Source organism: Prevotella sp. (assembly GCF_036570325.1).
GTDB lineage: Bacteria > Bacteroidota > Bacteroidia > Bacteroidales > Bacteroidaceae > Prevotella.
The window spans coordinates 64,484-83,451 of record NZ_DATCYK010000095.1 but is presented as its reverse complement, the minus strand read 5'-3'; the positions used below and the strand labels follow the sequence as shown (position 1 = coordinate 83,451).

Sequence of the window (18,968 nt, the reverse complement as noted above, 5' to 3'; positions counted from 1 at the left end):
CTAAAAAGACTTGACTTGCTTGCAATAAATTGGTATCTTTGCACGCTTTCAATAAAGAGGTATATACGTATAGCATCCCATTTTGCCAAGGCCGACGACACGCTTTCAGGATGAAGATTTTGGCAAAATAGAAAGAAATTAGGTAAAAAGAATGAGACAACTAAAAATTCAGAAGAGTATTACAAACCGCTCCAGCGAGGCATTGGATAAGTACCTTGTTGAGATTGGACGTGCCCCATTGATTTCTATCGACGAAGAAATAGAGCTGGCACAGAAAATCAAAAAAGGTGGTCGCGAAGGCGAACGTGCTAAAGAAAAGTTGGTTACGGCCAACCTTAGATTCGTAGTTTCCGTGGCTAAGCAATACCAACACCAAGGCCTTTCCTTGACAGACTTAATTGACGAGGGCAATATAGGATTGGTAAAAGCCGCTGAAAAGTTTGATGAGACTCGTGGATTTAAATTTATATCCTACGCCGTTTGGTGGATTCGCCAAAGCATTCTGCAGGCTATCGCAGAGCAAAGTCGCATCGTAAGACTCCCCTTGAACCAAGTCGGATCACTCAATAAAATCAATAGGGAAATCAATAAGTTTGAGCAGGAGTTCCAGCGCAAGCCCTCATTGGCCGAGCTCTCCAACGTCACAAAGATAGAGGAAGAGAAGATAGACCAAAGTCTCATGGCCGACAGTCACCACGTAAGTATAGACGCTCCTTTCCAAGATGGCGAGGACAATAGTATGGTTGACATCATGGCTTCGGGCGATGACACACGCACCGACAAACAAGTAGACCACGAGTCGATGGCTTTGGAATTGGAAAGCGTACTGAAGAAAGTTCTGAAAGACCGGGAAATTACGATTATTCGTGAATGCTTTGGCATTGGTTGCCACGAGAAAGGACTGGAAGAAATTGGCGACCAATTGGGATTGACACGTGAGCGTGTGCGTCAGATTCGCGAAAAGAGTATCGCTAAACTGCGTGACAGCGGATATGCCCGCATTCTGATGAAATATTTAGGTTAGGAAAACGACCTATTTGTAACACCGATTACAATACAGAAAAGCTCGAAGTATTCACCATAAACAGTGAGAACTTCGAGTTTCTCATATAATCTTAAAAAAGCGTAAATCAACGGACTTATTCCGCTATTTTTCGTAATTTTGCAATCTCAATATATATAATGTATAATATATGGCTGGAACGAAACAAATAAAGACTGCGCTTATCTCAGTCTTTCACAAAGATGGTTTGGACAAATTGCTCGCCAAACTGAATCAGGAAGGAGTCAAATTTCTTAGCACGGGAGGTACTCAGCAGTTTATAGAATCCTTAGGTTATGAATGCCAAAAAGTAGAAGACGTTACCACGTACCCCTCTATTTTGGGCGGCCGAGTGAAGACTTTGCATCCAAAAGTATTTGGTGGAATCTTGGCCCGACGCGACAATGCCGGAGACGTTGAGCAGATGCAGCAGTATGAAATTCCTGCCATTGATCTTGTAATCGTTGACCTCTATCCCTTTGAGCAAACCGTTGCCAGCGGCGCTTCCGATGAAGATATTATCGAAAAGATAGATATTGGCGGCATTTCGTTAATCCGTGCCGGAGCCAAAAACTTTAAGGACGTTGTCATTGTGCCCAGCAAGGCCGAATATGAAGTCTTGTTGCAGATTTTGGAAGCTAAGGGCGCATGCACCGATTTGGCTGATCGCAAACTGTTCGCAGAGCGTGCTTTCGGGGTCAGCAGCCATTATGACACGGCCATCCACAGCTGGTTCGCAAAATAACCAAACAGACATTTACTTGAAACAATATAAATACGTAAGATAAATAAATGGGATTTTTTTCGTTTATACAAGAAATAGCGATGGACCTTGGCACGGCCAACACTATCATCATCAGCGATGACAAGATAGTAGTAGACGAACCATCCGTTGTAGCTCTTGACCGTCGCACCGACAAAATGATTGCCGTGGGGCAGAAGGCCAAGATGATGTATGAGAAAACACATGATAACATCCGCACCATACGCCCTTTAAGAGACGGCGTCATCGCAGACTTTACCGCCTGCGAACAGATGATGCGCGGTCTTATTAAAATGGTTCATACGGGTAGCCGTATCTATTCGCCATCATTGCGAATGGTTATCGGTGTACCATCAGGCAGCACAGAAGTGGAGTTGCGTGCCGTTCGTGACAGTGCGGAACACGCAGACGGACGTGATGTCTATCTGATTTTTGAACCCATGGCAGCAGCTATCGGTATCGGTATTGACGTGGAAGCTCCTGAAGGCAACATGATTGTTGACATCGGCGGTGGTAGCACCGAGATTGCCGTTATTTCATTGGGAGGTATCGTGAGCAACAACTCTATCCGCATAGCCGGTGACGATCTCACGGCTGACATCCAAGAATACATGAGCCGCCAGCACAATGTAAAGGTTAGTGAGCGTATGGCTGAACGTATCAAGATACACGTTGGCTCCGCTTTAACTGACTTGGGAGAAGAAGGTCCTGAGGACTATATCGTTCACGGACCTAACCGAATCACGGCACTACCTATGGAAGTACCGGTATGTTATCAGGAAATAGCTCACTGCTTGGATAAGACTGTTGCCAAGATAGAGAACGCCGTGTTAAGCGCTTTGGAGAATACACCTCCCGAACTTTACGCAGACATCGTGAAGAACGGTATTTACCTCTCCGGCGGTGGTGCGTTATTGCGTGGTCTTGACAAGCGTTTGACTGACAAAATCAATATTCCTTTCCATATCGCTGAAGACCCATTACACAGCGTAGCCAAAGGAGCGGGAATCGCACTTAAGAACGTTGACCGTTTTTCTTTCTTGATGAGATAAACAGAATTCATGAAGAATCTTTTAGATTTCTTAGCAAGATACAACCACTGGTTGCTTTTTATTATACTGGAAGTTGCAAGTTTTATCTTGCTCTTCCAGTTTAATAATTATCAGGGGAGCGTATGGTTTACTTCTGCCAATGCTGTCTCGGGAACACTATTCGAGATTAGTTCGGGCATAGAACAGTATTTCACGCTCACCAAGGTCAATCAGGAATTGACGCAAAGGAATCTATATTTGGAGCAACAAGTTCAACTACTGGCAGACTCTATTCAAAGACAGACCAAGGACTCCACTGTCTTACAAAGAAATCTTCAACAGACTTTAGCAAACTATAAATTGATTCCGGCTAAAGTCATTAGCAACACCATCAATCGCCGTGACAACTTCATAACGATAGACAAAGGGGCTAAAGACGGTATCAAAAAGGACATGGGAGTTGTCTGTGGTAATGGTGTCGTAGGAATAGTTTACTTGGTTTCCGCCCATTATGCCATTGTTCTACCGGTTCTGAATTCACAATCAAACATCAGTTGCACCATCAAAGGCAGAGGATATTTCGGCTATCTGCATTGGACGGGTGGCGCAACGAACTTGGCATACGTCGACGATGTTCCGCGACATGCTCATTTTAAGTTGTACGATCAAGTCGTTACAAGCGGATACTCTTCCGTTTTTCCACCCGGTATCATCGTAGGAAAGATTTTGCATGTCTACAACTCTAACGATGGATTATCGTATAGGCTGAATGTCAAACTGTCTACAGATTTCGGCACACTTCGTGACGTTTGTGTGATTGATAACACACCCATGGAAGAGAGAATTCAAATTATGCAAGCCGCAAAAGATTCCATTAAGGTAAGGGAAGAATAAGCAACATGAATATTATCGCACCAAGACGCATCATCATATTTGTGCTATTGATTCTTGTACAGATACTGATTCTCAACCATATCCATCTCTTTGGATATGCTACTCCACTGTTGTATGTATCTTTCGTGCTGACTTTCAAGCGCAACTTTCCACGCTGGGCCATTCTAATTATCAGCTTTATATTGGGTGCAATCATTGATGTGTTCTCTAACACCCCGGGCGTTGCAATGGGCTCACTGACCCTTATAGGACTTATTCAGCCCACACTCTTGGAACTATTTGTTCCTCGTGACAGCGCCGAAGATTTGGAACCAAGCATGAAAAACCTTGGTATCAATAAGTTTATATTCTTCACTATCATCATTGTTTTTATATTCTGCTTGTGCTTCTTTACCTTAGAAACCTTCAACTTTTTCAACTGGATGAAGTGGATAGAATGTGTAGTAGGCTCTACCATCTTCACAACTATCTTGATATTGGTGCTTGAGAATATGCGTAAAAGATGAAAGACTATAATCTTGAAAACAGACGATTTATTATCGGTGGTATAGCGATTGCCATTGTAGTCGTATATATCATCCGTCTTTTTACGCTCCAATTGTTGAGCGATGATTATAAAAAGAACGCTGACAGTAATGCTTTTCTCAAGAAAATAGAATATCCCTCCCGCGGTATTATCAATGATAGGAACGGCACATTGTTGGTCTATAACCAGCCGGCCTATGACATCATGGTGATCATGAATGAGGCGAAAGAGCGTATTGACACCGTAGAATTTTGCCAAGCCCTTGGTATTACCAAAGACTTTTTCGTGAAACGCATGGCCGAAATCAAAGATCGGAATCTTAATCCCGGCTACTCCAGATTCACCCAACAGCTATTCATGAGCCAACTCTCCAACAAAGAGTTCAGCGTTTTTCAAGAAAAAATATTCCGTTTCCCGGGTTTCTATGTTCAAAAAAGAAGTATCCGTCAATATACATATCCCTACGCAGCTCATGTATTGGGTGATGTAGGAGAAGTATCAACCGGCGACATAGAAGAAGATGATTACTATCAGCCGGGTGATTATATTGGTAAACTTGGAGTGGAACGCTTTTACGAGAAAGCGCTAAGAGGGGAAAAAGGAGTACAAGTCTTGCTGCGTGACGCCCATGGTCGCATACAAGGCAAGTACCAAGAGGGCAAATACGACAAACGCCCCATAGCCGGAAAAGACCTGACCCTAAGCCTTGACATTAAACTTCAGGATTTGGGAGAGCGTTTGCTTGAAGGAAAAATTGGAAGCATTGTGGCCCTTGAGCCATCAACTGGAGAAGTTTTGTGTATGGTTTCCTCCCCTACCTATGATCCACGAAGGCTCGTGGGGCGCAACAGAGGCAAAATGCACAAGGCCCTTTCAAGAAATATATGGAAGCCATTGCTCAACAGAAGCATCATGGGGCAATACCCGCCGGGCTCCACTTTCAAGACGACACAAGCCCTTACCTACATGACCGAGGGGGTCATCACACCACATACGATGTTCCAATGCCACCACGGATTCTATCATCGCGGACTTCATGTAGGTTGCCACAGCCACTCCTCCCCCCTTAGTTTGGTTGAAGCAATCAGCACTTCTTGCAACAGTTACTTCTGCTGGGGCCTTTACTACATGATGGGTAACCGCAAAAAGTATCCTAATGTGGACTTTGCCATGGATACATGGCGTGACTATATGGTCAGCATGGGCTTCGGTTATAAATTAGGAATAGACTTGCCCGGAGAGAAACGAGGCCTGATTCCCAATGCCCAATTCTATGATAAAGCCTATAAAGGGTCATGGAACGGTCTGACAGTCATCAGTATCTCCATTGGCCAAGGTGAAGTAAACCTCACTCCATTGCAGATAGCCAACCTTGGAGCAACGATTGCCAACCGCGGCTATTATTATGTTCCACATGTTGTAAAGAAAGTAAAGGAAGAACCTTTAGACACAACATTCACCCATAAACGCCAAACCAAAGCCAACCGACGTTCGTATGATTACGTGGTGGCAGGCATGCGCTCATCCGTTCTTAAAGGCACTTGTAAACATTTGGCACGCTTGGATTTCCCCGTATGTGGCAAAACCGGTACAGCGCAAAACCGAGGACAAGACCACTCTGTCTTCATGGGCTTCGCACCAATGGATAATCCCAAGATAGCCATTGCCGTGTATGTGGAAAATGGAGGATTTGGTGCTGACTTCGCCGTGCCCATCGCCGGAGTTCTTTTTGAACAATATATGAAAGGTAAACTATCACCTTCAGCTGCCAAAGAAGCTGAAGCCTTGCAACATAGAAGAATAGCCTATGGCTCACATAACCGGTAAACAACCCAGCATATTACGCTCACTTGATTGGTGGACTATCTGCCTATACATCGCATTATTGGCCTTCGGATGGATCAGTGTGTGCGGAGCCAGCTATACTTATGGCGACACCGACATTCTAAGTTTCTCCACTCGCTCCGGCATGCAGATTGTTTGGATAGGCACATCTATATGCCTTGGCTTTGTACTTATAATGATGGACGACCGGCTATACGACACTTTCGCCTACGTTATCTATGCCGCCCTGCTGCTATTACTGTTCCTTACAATCTTCAATCCACATGAGATAAAAGGCTCACGCTCATGGTTGGTCTTGGGTCCACTGCGACTACAACCGGCGGAGTTTGCAAAATTCGCCACGGCATTGGCCGTCGCTAAATTCATGAGCATGTACGGATTTAACATCCATAAATGGAAACATTTTGCCACGGCAATAGCCATCGTCATTGTACCCATGCTCTTTATCGTAGCCCAAAAGGAAACAGGCTCCGCCTTGGTCTACCTCTCTTTCTTCCTCATGTTCTACCGCGAAGGCATGCCCGGCAGCATTTTATTTACGGGAGTGGCAATGGTTATTTACTTCGTTGTCGGCATAAGATATGAGGAAGTCATGCTTTTTGACACGCCAACCTCTATCGGAAAATTTATAGTTCTGCTGCTCGTACAATGCTTTTCCGCCATTATGGTCTACGTATATTGTGGCAACAAGAAACAAACACAATACATATTGGCCGGCAGCTTAGGCATTACCACAGTCTTCTTGTTATTCTCCATTTATGTCATCCCATTCGACATAGTTTGGATTCAGCTCTTTTTGAGCGTTATCCTTATAGGCTACTTGCTCTACCATTGGCTACGCTCAAGAGTAGGTCCCTACCTTTATATAACGCTCTTCACCATCGGTTCCATCGCGTTTTTCTATTCAGCGGACTATGTGCTCAACAATGTCATGGAGCCACATCAACGTGTACGCATTAATGTTTTGTTGGGACTTGACGAAGATTTAGCCGGTGCCGGTTATAATGTTCACCAAAGCGAAATAGCCATTGGCTCAGGAGGATTGCGGGGCAAAGGCTTTCTCAATGGCACACAAACCAAACTTAAATTTGTACCGGAACAAGATACTGACTTTATTTTCTGCACCGTTGGCGAAGAGGAAGGATTCTTAGGTTCTGCCGGCGTGCTCATCCTATTTCTTTTGCTCATCCTTCGCCTCATCCATCTTGCCGAGCGCCAACCGTTCAAGTTTGGACGCATATACGGATATTCTGTCCTAAGCATATTCCTTTTCCACGTGTTTATCAATGTGGGAATGGTACTGGGACTTACCCCGGTTATCGGAATTCCCCTGCCCTTCTTCAGTTATGGAGGCTCATCACTTTGGGGATTTACCTTCCTTCTCTTCATCTTCTTAAGGATAGACGCAGGAAGAAATCTCATCCGAAACTAAAAGCCCGGCTTGTTTCTTTATAAAATTGAAACAAGCCGGGCTTCTTACCTTTGCTTTACTTATAACTATTTCAGGCGTAACTGATAGCCTATATCACTGATACCGGGTAATATCTCACGTTTCATGTCATGTCGTATTCTTACCACAATGCTATCAGCCTCACGCAAAGAAATAGTTGATATAGGAAAATGATACTGATAATAACTAAGTCCCACGCCTAAGCTATTTCCACGTTCATCAATCAACTTGCAACTAAGCGTATCTACATGATGAACATTTGAGGGGCATATCATTTGGTCAACAATCAGTGTTAGCCCCATAAAAGGGTAGTCTGTCGTGATACGCAGCCCCAAATCAGCCTCATATTGACCGGCCTTAGCCATAGGACTTAGGCAGAAAACAAGCGTATCGTTCTTCTCCCAACCGGCAACGGGCGTATGCACATACCTATCATACACCTTATTCCCCGTACATGCCCCTGCCAAGAACATTATCAGAAGAAAACCAATCAGCCATCGGGACTTACCTATCATTCCCAAGTTTCTTTATTCTTTTTTATCACCGTCAGCCTTTTGACGATTATTTTCCTGACGTTGCTGCGCAGGACGGGCACTATTTTCTACAGAAGCACCACCTGCTTCCTGCTTTCCATTGCCACGAGGACGCCTATTCTTGTTACCCGAACGGTTGCCATTAGGGTTATTGTTCTTTTTCTTTCTCTTACTTTTATCAAAGCGGCTGATGTCACCTTCCAACAAATCCTTCGGCTTATTATCCTTGCGTGGCGTGCCATCCTCCTGCAAACTGGCGGGCTTCTCGCCACGGCGATTCATTTCTATAATCTCACGAACACGCCTCGTGGATATTGTCTCAAGGTTAGCCGCCAAATTCTTATCCGTAGAATAAGTAACCTGACCAGCCAAAATATCACCCTTAAAGAAGTAATAATCGTTATCAAGCGTTTGCAACTGAATCTCCTTGCTTGGCATTTTCCGTCCGGCCTCTACGTAAGCGTCAACCTCATAATTCATGCAACACTTCAGTTTGGCGCACATACCGGCCAACTTCTGTGGGTTTAATGAAATATCTTGGATACGAGCCGCATTCGTACTTACACTGACAAAATTCTTCATCCAAGTAGCGCAGCACAGCTCGCGGCCGCACGGTCCGGTACCGCCAATGCGCCCAGCTTCCTGCCGAGCGCCTATCTGCTTCATCTCAATACGCACATGGAACGCGTCGGCAAGCACCTTGATAAGCTGCCGGAAGTCAACTCGTTCGTCAGCGATGTAATAAAATATGGCCTTATTGCAATCACCCTGATACTCCACGTCGCCAATCTTCATCTGCAATCCCAAATCTTTGGCAATCTGGCGGCTCTGAATCATAGTGGCATGCTCACGGCTCTTTGCCTCATGATACTTCTCCATATCCACCGGCTTGGCTATGCGATAGATACGTCGAATATCATCGGGTGACTTTATATTGGCTTTCTTTACTTGCAGTTTTACCAATTGTCCGGTCAGCGTTACTACACCTATATCATGGCCCGGATTAGCCTCAACGGCCACAACATCACCTTTGTGCAAATCCAAATGGTTTACATTATGGTAATATCCCTTACGGGTATTCTTAAACTGAACCTCTACCAAATCAGTAGAAAGCGTATTACCGGGCACATCGGCTAACCAGTCGTATGTATTCAATTGCCGATCCTGACGACCACAGCCCTTGCAGCTCAGTCCTCGGTCACAACCATTGAACACTTGAAATTTCATATCTTTATAATCCATAAATTTTCAGGTCAACTCTCCTACACCACCCTGCCACATCATAGCCATCGGCATATAGAGTTTATATATTATATTGTTGCTATATATCTTTATAACTAATGTGTTACTTTTTAATCAGTAAAACGATGATCTGAAGCGCCAAATCGAAAAACACGATCTTAGCGTTGGCGTTCTGTCCGATGTCACGACGCGACTTCTGCAGCAACTCCGATATTTCCACTACATTGGCCTCGTTGATAAACCTTGCGAAGTTCTTGGAGAAGTTTTCTTCTTCCATCGTCATGTAATTCAGCTCGGGAAGTTTGAAATTGTACATAAAATTCTCACGTACCATCGACGAGAAATAAGCCAACATGCGACGTTGCTTCTCCCGACCGTAAGCCGCCACAACCTCGCTCCACTTTTTCAAACTCTTTATGTCGCGCTGGTAAGCCAACCGCATCAACATGATGAACATGTCAAGGAACTGCCGGTTTTCACTGCCGGCTTCCAAAGCGGCCAACGCTTTCAGCCAGTTGCCATCGGCCAAACGGGCTATCCGTCGGGCCACTTCCTCCTCCAAACCTCGCCTATCCATCAATGCCTGCCGAATAGCCTCCATTGACAAGCGCCGCATATCTATGCGTTGCACCCGGCTACGTATCGTGTCAATTATTTGGTCAGGCTCCTCGCACACCATAATAAATACAGTCTGCTGCGGTGGTTCCTCCAAAAGTTTCAGCAATTTATTGGCACATTCCTGATTCATACGCTCCGGCAGCCAAACTATGCAGACTTTATAACCGCCCTGATAGGATTTAAGGCTTAGCTTACGCAATAGCTCATCACTCTCTCCGGCGCCAATAATGGCTTGCTGATTGGCCGCGTCCATCTTGTCCAACCACTCATCCATGGAGAAATAAGCGCTCTCCGTGATAAGCTCGCGCCACTCTTTCGCAAAATCATCGCTTACCATTTTATGTTCGGACGAAGTTCCCGAAGGACGTATCACGGGATAAGAGAAATACAAATCAGGGTGTTCCCAATGCTTCAACATAGCCTCCGAATTGCGTATTTTCATGTCGTCAGTCAGAATAGAATGCCCATTCTCATCAGATTCGCCCAACAAGTAAGAGGCGAATGCCATGGCCATGGCCATCTTGCCGCAGCCCATCGGGCCACAAAACATCATGGCGTGGGGAAGACGTTCTTCCGCAACCATTTGAAGCAACCGATGTTTAGCTTCTTCCTGACCTATTACTTCACTAAATTTCATCAGAACATTTTTTGAACCATTTGCTGAATATTGCCTACTGCCAATAGCCCATAAACCGGCAAACCATCCGATACGAGCCATTACCTATGTACCATAGCCTTCCCGAAGGGAGCTACACCAAGAATGAGACATGCTTTTCCCCACCCGGTTGATTCATTACATCGGCAATACCCCTAATCGTTATCAATCGTGCAATATCGTTGCAAATTTACTAAAAAAACAGCTAACAAATCGCCGTTTGTAGAATATTTTACCATATCCCTTTGTCGTTTAAAGGATTCTTTTGTACTTTTGCGCAAATAACAAACCTACGTCTACACGATTATTATAGCTTTAAACACAAGTTTCTAATTATAAATCTAATATACAAATGAAACAAAATCAAACAGGCTCTAAGGCCTACCTATTCTCTATTGTCCTCGTTGCCGTCTTGGGAGGTCTGCTGTTCGGTTATGACACAGCCGTCATTTCGGGAGCTGAAAAAGGGTTACAAGCCTTTTTCCTTAACGCCCCTGACTTCCGCTACACCGACTTTATGCACGGCTTTACATCGTCCAGCGCACTGATTGGATGTATCATCGGCAGCTCTTTTTCCGGATTTTTTGCCAGCCGATTCGGCCGCAAGCGTTCGCTCATCTTCGCCGGAATCTGCTTCTTCTTGTCAGCGTGGGGGTCGATGAATCCCGAATCCTACGTTCTTCCCGATGGCAAACCTACCATGACTTTGCTCATTGTTTTCAATTTCTACCGTATCTTAGGTGGCATAGGTGTAGGCATGGCCTCCGCCATTTGTCCCATGTATATCGGCGAAGTTGCCCCCAGCAACATACGTGGTATGCTCGTTAGCTGGAATCAATTCGCCATTATCTTCGGTCAGTTGGTCGTATATTTCGTTAATTTCATTATCCTTGGCGACCACACCAACCCCATGATTGAGTCCATAGGCGAGGGCTTCAGCCGTGTATTACCCGGCAGTGACCCTTGGACTATAGCCACCGGTTGGCGCTATATGTTCGGTTCCGAATGTATCCCGGCCGGACTTTTTACCATTCTTATCTGCTTTGTTCCCGAAACACCGCGCTACCTTGTCATGATAGGACAGAACGACAAAGCCCTCAACATCCTCTCACGCATCAACGGAACCACGCAGGCCCAAACGATTATCAACGAGATTCAAAATACCATTTCGGTGAAAACAGAGAAGCTGTTCTCCTACGGTTTCATGTGCATTTTCGTGGGTATCATGCTTTCAGTCTTCCAACAAGCCATCGGAATTAACGCCGTTCTGTACTATGCTCCTCGTATATTCCAAGACATGGGCATGAGTAATCCCATGGTACAAACGGTCATCATGGGTGTCATCAATATCACCTTTACCCTCGTTGCCGTATTTACCGTGGAACGACTTGGCCGTAAGCCCCTGCTCATCAGTGGCTCCGTGGGAATGGCCATCGGAGCGTTTGGCGTGGCACTCACCTTTGGCAATCCAACCTTAGAGGTGATAACCATGCTCAGTATCATGGTTTACAGTGCCTGCTTCATGTTCAGTTGGGGTCCCATCTGCTGGGTTTATATCGCCGAAATATTCCCCAACACCATCCGTGGAGCCGCCGTTGCCATAGCCGTCGCATTCCAATGGATATTCAATTTCATCGTAAGCTCCACCTTCGTACCCATGTTTAATATGCACTTGGTGCCCGGCGACAACTTCGGTCATTGGTTTACCTATGGTCTTTACGGCCTCATCTGCATCGTTTCCGCCATCTTCGTTTGGCGCCTCGTGCCCGAGACAAAGGGTAAAACGCTTGAGGACATGAGTAAGCTGTGGAGGAAATAAACAGAAAAAGATAATAACTTGCAAAGAGATAAGAATATTTTACTATCTTTGTTATATTATCATTACATCTAACTTTTTAACCAAATTATTTATGAAAAAACTATGTTTCGTGGCATGTTTGCTATTGGCAACCGTCAGTTCGTTTGCACAACACAAGGTAGGTTCTGTTACTATTCAGCCTAAGTTGGGCCTTAACATCGCCAACATGAGCGACTCCGAAGACCCTGATCCACGTTTCGGACTGGTAGGAGGCGCAGAGTTGGAATACCAAACCAGCTCCATTATATCGCTGTCAGCTTCCCTTCTCTATTCACAGCAGGGCTGCAAGGACAATAGCGGTGGCTTTAACGGAACAGCCAAGATGGATTACCTTAACCTTCCCATACTTGCCAATGTCTATGTTGCTAAGGGATTAGCCGTAAAACTTGGTCTCCAACCCGGCTTTTTACTCAACGATAAAATAAAAGTTTCTGTCAATGGAGTTTCTTCTGAAGTTGATCTTGAGAAAGCACTCCATGCAGGCGGCTTCCCCGAAGCCAAAGTTTCCAGCTTCGTTTTGTCACTTCCCGTGGGAATTTCATACGAATTCAACAACGTTGTTGTAGACGCCCGTTACAATTTAGGACTAACCAAAGCCGTCAGCAACGTAGGAGAATCAATCAAACATAACGTATTCCAATTAACCGTAGGTTACAAATTCAAGGTAAAATAATACGCTATTAAGCTACAAATCAATACACAGCGGAGGCCCATCACACAAATGTGGGGCCTCCGCTTTTTTGTTTTCCCATTACGAAAACTCCTAAGCTGACGAATCAACCACGAACAAATCAATAATAGTAAGGCCGATCTTACGAAATAAAAAGCCCTCTTTTACCGTGCCGAAAAGGTGCTTTAAGGCGGTCAAAGGGCTGCTTTCGTAAAGTCAAAAGGGCCTTTTGACAAGCCGATATGTATGCTTTCGCAAGGGCAAAGAGGGCTTTCGGCCCAATAACTTTAGGGAAATTACCCGTCAAGATAGGGCTTTTCCGCTTTGATTTATCCACAGAATATGCTAACTTAGCGGCATAAACTCAAAATAAAAAGCATTATGAAAAGAACACAATGGCAATTTATGCTCACGCTATTGGTCATGTTGTTGGCCTTCAACATGAACATGGAAGCGGCAAAAAGGCTCGTTCAACGGGGAATGAACAAGCAGGAAGTTATCCAAATTCTGGGCAAGCCCCATAGCACCAGCTTCAATCCTTACGGCGAACAATGGGAATATTTGAAGAGCAGCCTGCTGGATTATGACCACAAAATCTTTGTTAGTTTCGATAGAAACGGCCGTGTCATCAGCTATCAAGACATCCCGTTGCGTCCCGGAGAGAACACTCCGCAACCCATTCTGCCTACCCCTCAAGTGCCCTATGGCGGTTATCCCGACATGGGACGCGGCTACCCCGACTATCCTTACATGGGGTACAGCATGAATGAACGTGACTTTTCTGTCTTACATAAGAAGGTAAAAGAGGCCGGTTTTGATGATAACAAACTCGCATTGGTCGAAGTTGCCACCTTGGGTTGCTACTATACGTGCGACCAATGCGCCAAGATTATCAACATGTTCTCCTTTTCCGACAACCAAATAAAGGCCCTCAAACTAATGGCCCACCATATTGTTGACCCCGAAAACGCCTATACCATTTATCGCATCTTCACTTTCAGCAGCGATAAAGACAAAGCGGCACGCATTCTGCAACGCCAACGTTATTGATAACTTATGCTCATCTGCCGCTTATCGGGGCAGATGGGCATAAGCTTTTACCTCATCCATAAAAAACCAAGCAGGGTAACCCACGCCGTAATGCCATGTAGGACACATGCCTAAAGTCGATACGTAAACTTTCACGTAGCGAGCTTTTACCGGCTGTTTTTCGGTTGCCGTGGCTTCCACGAACTTTATTTTCACATCCCGATCTTCCGCAAAATCAATTGGTTTGCCGAAGTTCTTGAATGTCGCTCCATCGGTTGAGACTTCATAGCGCACGCTTTTGGGCAGCAAAACCCATGCACCTAATTGATGCAAAAAGTCGCTTGTCAGAGTTTGGACAGACTTTTCCGAACCCAAGTCTACCACAAACTCAGCGTCGACACCTTCCCATCCTACCCATCCTTCCACGTAGCTGGTACCGCCATAAAGGCCATCGGTCAGTGCCGTTGTGGCGATTGGTTGATAGCGTTCGGCCGGCGTCTTCTGATAAGTCACCACTGCTCCGCGTGCCAAATTATCATCCGTCTCATTGGGAAGGAAGCGTTTCTCATACAAAGCACAATATTCCTCGGGCTTGTTGTTACGCTCATTCAGGGTCGGTATCTCGTATTCGGCACAACGTTCCTTGAAAGTGGCCAGCAAAGAGCGCACCTGCGCCACATTGGTCATAGGTTCCGTGCGGGCGATTTCCAACATAGCGTATTGCAAGGGCAGCCTGCTCACACGCACACGGTCGAGCCGCGGCTTGTCCTTGGCCACAACCTGCTCGGCCTTATCAAAGATTTCATTGTACGTTTTCAGCAGATTCTTATTGAGCATGCCGCTCTTATGGCTGATGGGCGAATCGTAAATCCAGAGCGGAATGCCCGAAGCCAGCAGTCCGCCTTGCATTATCCGCAAGTAATCGTAAAGGTATTTTCCGGCCATTCCGTAGTAACCGGCCAAGAAATGCTTGATAAGTTTATCCACGTCTTGGTCAGGATTCCACATCAGATTGGCTATCATGTAAGCCCGCAACTCCGAAAAGTCCGTTCCTTTGGTGCCATTGACCTGCTCAAACAACATCTTTGCCTTATTTGTTTTAAAGAGTTGGATGTTCTTTTGCAGGATATGGAAATTTGGGAAAGGGGCCACCACATTGTCGAAATTTATGCCATAATCCCATATAAACAAACTGTTGGCTATCTTGCTCCAGCCTTCCAATGCCGTCACAAACTCTTGTCCGCTTGCATTATCGGTCAATGGCACTTCACGCTTGCAATCGATGTCGCACAACATAATGCTTACATTGGGCTCCGGGCGCACATGTTTGGGCGGCGCCATCGTAAAGAGATAGGCCAACGTAGAGAACTCCTTATCGGGATAACGCTTGGCTAATTTGTTGAGAAAACGGACATAATTGCCCGAAACAGCACCCTCGTACTCATCCACGGCCGCACATTTATCACAATGGCAATTGGTGTTGTTACCGTCATTCTGACTGATGGAAATCATCTTCAGCCCCGGATTGGCGGCAAAAATAGAATCAAGCTGATGACAAACTTGCTCAAACAGCGCCTCGTTTGTCAGGCACCATTGGCTGTGATTGCCCGGTTGGCGCTTGCCATTAATCATCGAATACCACTCCGGATGGGCCTTGCCAAACACGGAGGCGGGCAATATGCGGTCAAAGGTATGCACCCACAAATTGGCGACAAACATTTCTTTCGGCTCTTCCAAGCCAAACCACAACCTATACATTTCGTCTTCGTTACCGTAACTTTGCGTCTGCCGATAACGAAAAGCGGGCTGCTCGGTCCATAGACTGATGGCAGGCACGACCAAAGTGGCCTTTTGCGGGGCGCACCATGAGTTCTTTGTATAATAATCACAGCCGAAATATTTACGCAACAAATGGGCCACTCCCAAGACAGCTCCTTTATCCCCACCACTCTTAATGGATAGGATTTCGCGTTTGTCGGTCATGATTTCAAAACCATCCTCACCTACTTTGTCCGACTTTCCGCCTATGACGACATCGCCCTTCCTCAAAATCGGGTCGGTAACGATTGGCAAGTTATCATTGCCCATGCGATGAATAAAGGTATTAAGAAGGCGTGCGGCCTGATGAGTTGTCCGCAAGGTGTCGGCCAAAACTATGCGTGCCTTGGCCTTGTGTTTGAAAGTGAGTGTCACTTGGGCCTGCCCGTATGTGCTCAAAAGGCAGACAGCGGCAAACAACCCTATCTTTTTTATTTCCATATTTTCGTGGTTTTAAAGAATAAGATAGAACATTAGATCACATGTTAGTTGAGCAAATATAGCCATTTATCACTATATCATTTGGGCTTTAACGACCTTTAACGTGCCCAAAGGGCCACTATCACCCGTCCGCTTTATCTTTGCATTCATAAAAGAAACATGAAATGAAACACTTATTCTGCTTATTTTTCTCTGTCCTACTGCCCGTTTCGACATTGGCGCAATCAGGTTCCACGGCCGAACCCGTGACTTATATAGGTGGTGAAATATGTAATCCACGCTTGCACGAGGGTGGTTTTCGCTACGCCATTGGCACAGAGAACATTCAGGTTATGCGTGCCAACCGCAGTCATCCCGTCATTGCCGATGATTACGGATGGACTTATAACCACGCACCCAACATGACTTACTGGAACGGCAAGTTTTATTTGGAATATCTTTCCAACCCCGTTGACGAGCACCAGCCACCCGGTCACACCCTCATGGTTACTTCCACGGACGGCCGTCATTGGGAAAAACCGGTTGTGGCGTTCCCCGTTTACAAGGCACCGCAAGGAGTTTCTTTTCCCAAACCTTACTATGGCTACATCATGCACCAGCGTATGGGCTTTTACCAAGCGCCCAACGGCAAACTGCTTATCGTGGCTTTCTACGGCCACAGCTATGATCCGTTCAAGGAGGGAGGTATCGGTCGGGTGGCAAGAGAGGTGAAAAAAGATGGCACTTTGGGCCCGATATACTTCATTCGCTACTCTTCTCACGCCTCATGGAACGCCGGTAACACCGCTTATCCATTCTTTACATCGTCCAAAGACCAAGGTTTCAAGGCCGCATGCCGGGCTTTGCTCAATGATAAGCTCAAGACTTTGCAATGGATTGATGAGGACCGAGGGCTCGATGGCTTCTATTCGCTGAAGGATTCCATCAACCGTGTGCAGGCCACATCCTATTTTCACCGCAAAGATGGCAAGGTGGTCGCCCTATGGAAATGGTCATACGCTGCGCTGTCGGCCGACGAAGGACAAAGTTGGTCCACACCGGTCAGGGTGCCATCGCTCATCATGGCCGGTGGCAAACAGTGGGGTCAACGAACCGCCGACGGCCGCTACGCCATCAGCTACAACCCCATTGAGACCCAGCCTTACCGCTATCCACTCGTTACAATCAGCAGTAACGACGGTATCGTGTTCGACTCTATCGGGGTGGTACATGGCGAGGTACCGCCTCGACGGTTCATGGGCGAGAATAAAGACTTCGGCCCATGCTACGTGCGTGGTATCACTGAAGGCGAGCAGACGCCTCCCAACGACAACAACATGTGGCTATGTTACAGCGTCAATAAAGAAGATATATGGGTGAGCCGGGTACAACTGCCCATCCGAACGACATGGCAAGGACCTGTCAATGATAACTTCGACAACATTGAACCCAATGCCGTCATCCCTAATTGGAATATCTATCGGCCGCAATGGTGCCCCGTCTTTATCAATAAGGACCACCGTCTCTGTCTCTCCGACTCCGATCCTTACGACTATGCCCGGGCTATCCGAGTGTTTGAAAACACAAAAGAAGCGACTATCAGCTTCAATTTGGGTGTGGAAAAAGAAAATAACGAACCGTTTGAAGTGGATGTTACCGACCGTCACGGTGAGCGTGTGGCCGTCCTGCGGTTCCACGAAGGCCTCATCACACTCAACGGACAAGCCTGCGGAACGTATGGTCCCACACTATGGATGACTATAAAACTACACCTCGACGGACAGTCCGTAAGCTATGGCAGCACTACGGTTCCCTATCTGCATGCCGTGAAAGGCATTGAGCGAATCAGCTTCCGAACAGGCGAATATCGAAATCTGCCCGACCGCAACACGCCTAACCAAACGCCGGCCCCTCCACTTCCGGGCTGCGACGAGCCTCTCAAGGCTGCCACATATTTGATAGACAACCTCGTGATACAGTAAGAATGTAACAAAATAAATTGCCCCCTGAAAAATCAGAAAAGACTTTTTCAGGGGGCAATTGTATATAAAAACGTGGCTTTATCTTATGCTTAAAATTTCTTCATCGGTCAGTTCCACCACTTTACCTTGGACCAACGACTCTCTCGTAAGGATGGCCCGCTGGTTGGAAGAGCCTCTAAAAAGCAAGTCAGTGTTGCGCAACGACTCCACGTAAGGCCCATCCATCAACACATCTATTTGCTCAAGCAAAGCCCGATGGATAGGAAGTTCCGTGAGTTGTTCAAAGCGATAACCCGTGAAACACCAGATACTCTTGTCTGAATGCTGCCTGATGGCCTTCGCCAACTCCAAGAATCCCTCGGCCTGAAACATGGGATCACCTCCCGTGAAGGTAACGTTGGCAAACGGATCGGACAATATTTCGTCTAAAATATCCGCTGTCGACCTCATCGTTCCGCCGTGAATATCCCATGACTGTGGGTTATGACAGCCTTTACAGCCATGCGGACATCCCGCGCTATAAACGGAAGTACGAAATCCCGGACCATCAACCATCGTGTCATGCACGATTTGCAGCACACTGATCATAAGA

16 protein-coding genes are annotated in these 18,968 nt (G+C 46.1%); 11 read left to right on the top strand and 5 right to left on the bottom strand.

The window, feature by feature from the left end; genetic code table 11:
- Nucleotides 1–151 precede the first annotated feature (151 nt).
- The 7 genes from VIR50_RS09690 to rodA all read left to right on the top strand — a co-directional run bounded on the left by VIR50_RS09690 (nt 152) and on the right by rodA (nt 7,533).
- Complete coding sequence (locus VIR50_RS09690) at nt 152–1,024, top strand: sigma-70 family RNA polymerase sigma factor (RefSeq protein ID WP_331934923.1); 873 nt, start codon at nt 152–154, stop codon at nt 1,022–1,024.
- A gap of 169 nt (nt 1,025–1,193) precedes the next feature.
- Entirely contained in the window at nt 1,194–1,787 is a 594-nt protein-coding gene (locus VIR50_RS09685; protein ID WP_331934922.1) for an IMP cyclohydrolase, read from the top strand.
- Between the two features lie 47 nt (nt 1,788–1,834).
- Complete coding sequence (locus tag VIR50_RS09680; RefSeq protein ID WP_331934921.1) at nt 1,835–2,857, top strand: rod shape-determining protein; 1,023 nt, start codon at nt 1,835–1,837, stop codon at nt 2,855–2,857.
- A gap of 9 nt (nt 2,858–2,866) precedes the next feature.
- Nucleotides 2,867–3,730, top strand: a complete 864-nt coding sequence (gene mreC, locus VIR50_RS09675; RefSeq protein WP_331934920.1) for a rod shape-determining protein MreC — start codon at nt 2,867–2,869, stop codon at nt 3,728–3,730.
- A 5-nt stretch (nt 3,731–3,735) separates the two neighbouring features.
- Nucleotides 3,736–4,236 (top strand): rod shape-determining protein MreD, encoded by a 501-nt coding sequence (gene mreD, locus VIR50_RS09670; protein WP_331934919.1) that lies wholly within the window; start codon nt 3,736–3,738, stop codon nt 4,234–4,236.
- A complete protein-coding gene (gene mrdA, locus VIR50_RS09665) occupies nt 4,233–6,083 on the top strand; it encodes a penicillin-binding protein 2 (protein ID WP_331934918.1) in 1,851 nt (616 codons plus the stop codon). Before mreD ends, mrdA begins: the two co-directional genes overlap by 4 nt.
- On the top strand, nt 6,064–7,533 hold the full coding sequence (rodA, locus tag VIR50_RS09660; protein WP_331934917.1) for a rod shape-determining protein RodA: 1,470 nt from the start codon (nt 6,064–6,066) through the stop codon (nt 7,531–7,533). The genes mrdA and rodA overlap by 20 nt, the downstream gene beginning before the upstream one ends.
- Nucleotides 7,534–7,598: 65 nt before the next feature.
- On the opposite strand, the gene VIR50_RS09655 is transcribed toward rodA, so the two are convergent.
- From VIR50_RS09655 to VIR50_RS09645, 3 genes are all read right to left on the bottom strand, one after another.
- Nucleotides 7,599–8,066 (bottom strand): gliding motility lipoprotein GldH, encoded by a 468-nt coding sequence (locus VIR50_RS09655; RefSeq protein ID WP_331934916.1) that lies wholly within the window; start codon nt 8,064–8,066, stop codon nt 7,599–7,601.
- 12 nt (nt 8,067–8,078) lie between these two features.
- Nucleotides 8,079–9,326, bottom strand: coding sequence for a PSP1 domain-containing protein (locus tag VIR50_RS09650; protein WP_331934915.1), 1,248 nt, complete (start codon nt 9,324–9,326; stop codon nt 8,079–8,081).
- 103 nt (nt 9,327–9,429) lie between these two features.
- The gene (locus VIR50_RS09645; protein ID WP_331934914.1) at nt 9,430–10,581 is read right to left on the bottom strand and encodes a DNA polymerase III subunit; all 1,152 of its coding nucleotides are present in this window, start codon (nt 10,579–10,581) and stop codon (nt 9,430–9,432) included.
- Nucleotides 10,582–10,951: 370 nt separating this feature from the next.
- Between VIR50_RS09645 and xylE the strand changes: the two genes are divergently transcribed.
- The 3 genes from xylE to VIR50_RS09630 all read left to right on the top strand — a co-directional run bounded on the left by xylE (nt 10,952) and on the right by VIR50_RS09630 (nt 14,177).
- On the top strand, nt 10,952–12,418 hold the full coding sequence (xylE, locus tag VIR50_RS09640; protein ID WP_331934913.1) for a D-xylose transporter XylE: 1,467 nt from the start codon (nt 10,952–10,954) through the stop codon (nt 12,416–12,418).
- A gap of 91 nt (nt 12,419–12,509) precedes the next feature.
- Nucleotides 12,510–13,130: a porin family protein gene (locus tag VIR50_RS09635; RefSeq protein WP_331934912.1), complete on the top strand. Its 621-nt coding sequence runs from the start codon at nt 12,510–12,512 to the stop codon at nt 13,128–13,130.
- 378 nt (nt 13,131–13,508) lie between these two features.
- Nucleotides 13,509–14,177: a DUF4476 domain-containing protein gene (locus VIR50_RS09630; protein ID WP_331934911.1), complete on the top strand. Its 669-nt coding sequence runs from the start codon at nt 13,509–13,511 to the stop codon at nt 14,175–14,177.
- A gap of 21 nt (nt 14,178–14,198) precedes the next feature.
- On the opposite strand, the gene VIR50_RS09625 is transcribed toward VIR50_RS09630, so the two are convergent.
- The gene (locus tag VIR50_RS09625; protein ID WP_331934910.1) at nt 14,199–16,415 is read right to left on the bottom strand and encodes a DUF4838 domain-containing protein; all 2,217 of its coding nucleotides are present in this window, start codon (nt 16,413–16,415) and stop codon (nt 14,199–14,201) included.
- 164 nt (nt 16,416–16,579) lie between these two features.
- On the opposite strand from VIR50_RS09625, the gene VIR50_RS09620 reads away from it, so the two are divergent.
- Nucleotides 16,580–18,376 carry a hypothetical protein gene (locus VIR50_RS09620; RefSeq protein WP_331934909.1) on the top strand — a complete coding sequence of 599 codons (1,797 nt, stop codon included), beginning with the start codon at nt 16,580–16,582 and terminating at the stop codon, nt 18,374–18,376.
- Between the two features lie 78 nt (nt 18,377–18,454).
- On the opposite strand, the gene nrdG is transcribed toward VIR50_RS09620, so the two are convergent.
- The gene (gene nrdG, locus VIR50_RS09615) at nt 18,455–18,964 is read right to left on the bottom strand and encodes an anaerobic ribonucleoside-triphosphate reductase activating protein (RefSeq protein ID WP_331934908.1); all 510 of its coding nucleotides are present in this window, start codon (nt 18,962–18,964) and stop codon (nt 18,455–18,457) included.
- Nucleotides 18,965–18,968 lie beyond the last annotated feature (4 nt).

Bases quoted from the DNA above. Each gene is read 5' to 3' on its own strand.
- VIR50_RS09690 (WP_331934923.1), top strand. From the start codon at position 152: ATGAGACAACTAAAAATTCAGAAGAGTATTACAAACCGCTCCAGCGAG.
- VIR50_RS09685 (WP_331934922.1), top strand. From the start codon at position 1,194: ATGGCTGGAACGAAACAAATAAAGACTGCGCTTATCTCAGTCTTTCAC.
- VIR50_RS09680 (WP_331934921.1), top strand. From the start codon at position 1,835: ATGGGATTTTTTTCGTTTATACAAGAAATAGCGATGGACCTTGGCACG.
- mreC (WP_331934920.1), top strand. From the start codon at position 2,867: ATGAAGAATCTTTTAGATTTCTTAGCAAGATACAACCACTGGTTGCTT.
- mreD (WP_331934919.1), top strand. From the start codon at position 3,736: ATGAATATTATCGCACCAAGACGCATCATCATATTTGTGCTATTGATT.
- mrdA (WP_331934918.1), top strand. From the start codon at position 4,233: ATGAAAGACTATAATCTTGAAAACAGACGATTTATTATCGGTGGTATA.
- rodA (WP_331934917.1), top strand. From the start codon at position 6,064: ATGGCTCACATAACCGGTAAACAACCCAGCATATTACGCTCACTTGAT.
- VIR50_RS09655 (WP_331934916.1), bottom strand. From the start codon at position 8,066: ATGATAGGTAAGTCCCGATGGCTGATTGGTTTTCTTCTGATAATGTTC.
- VIR50_RS09650 (WP_331934915.1), bottom strand. From the start codon at position 9,326: ATGGATTATAAAGATATGAAATTTCAAGTGTTCAATGGTTGTGACCGA.
- VIR50_RS09645 (WP_331934914.1), bottom strand. From the start codon at position 10,581: ATGAAATTTAGTGAAGTAATAGGTCAGGAAGAAGCTAAACATCGGTTG.
- xylE (WP_331934913.1), top strand. From the start codon at position 10,952: ATGAAACAAAATCAAACAGGCTCTAAGGCCTACCTATTCTCTATTGTC.
- VIR50_RS09635 (WP_331934912.1), top strand. From the start codon at position 12,510: ATGAAAAAACTATGTTTCGTGGCATGTTTGCTATTGGCAACCGTCAGT.
- VIR50_RS09630 (WP_331934911.1), top strand. From the start codon at position 13,509: ATGAAAAGAACACAATGGCAATTTATGCTCACGCTATTGGTCATGTTG.
- VIR50_RS09625 (WP_331934910.1), bottom strand. From the start codon at position 16,415: ATGGAAATAAAAAAGATAGGGTTGTTTGCCGCTGTCTGCCTTTTGAGC.
- VIR50_RS09620 (WP_331934909.1), top strand. From the start codon at position 16,580: ATGAAACACTTATTCTGCTTATTTTTCTCTGTCCTACTGCCCGTTTCG.
- nrdG (WP_331934908.1), bottom strand. From the start codon at position 18,964: ATGATCAGTGTGCTGCAAATCGTGCATGACACGATGGTTGATGGTCCG.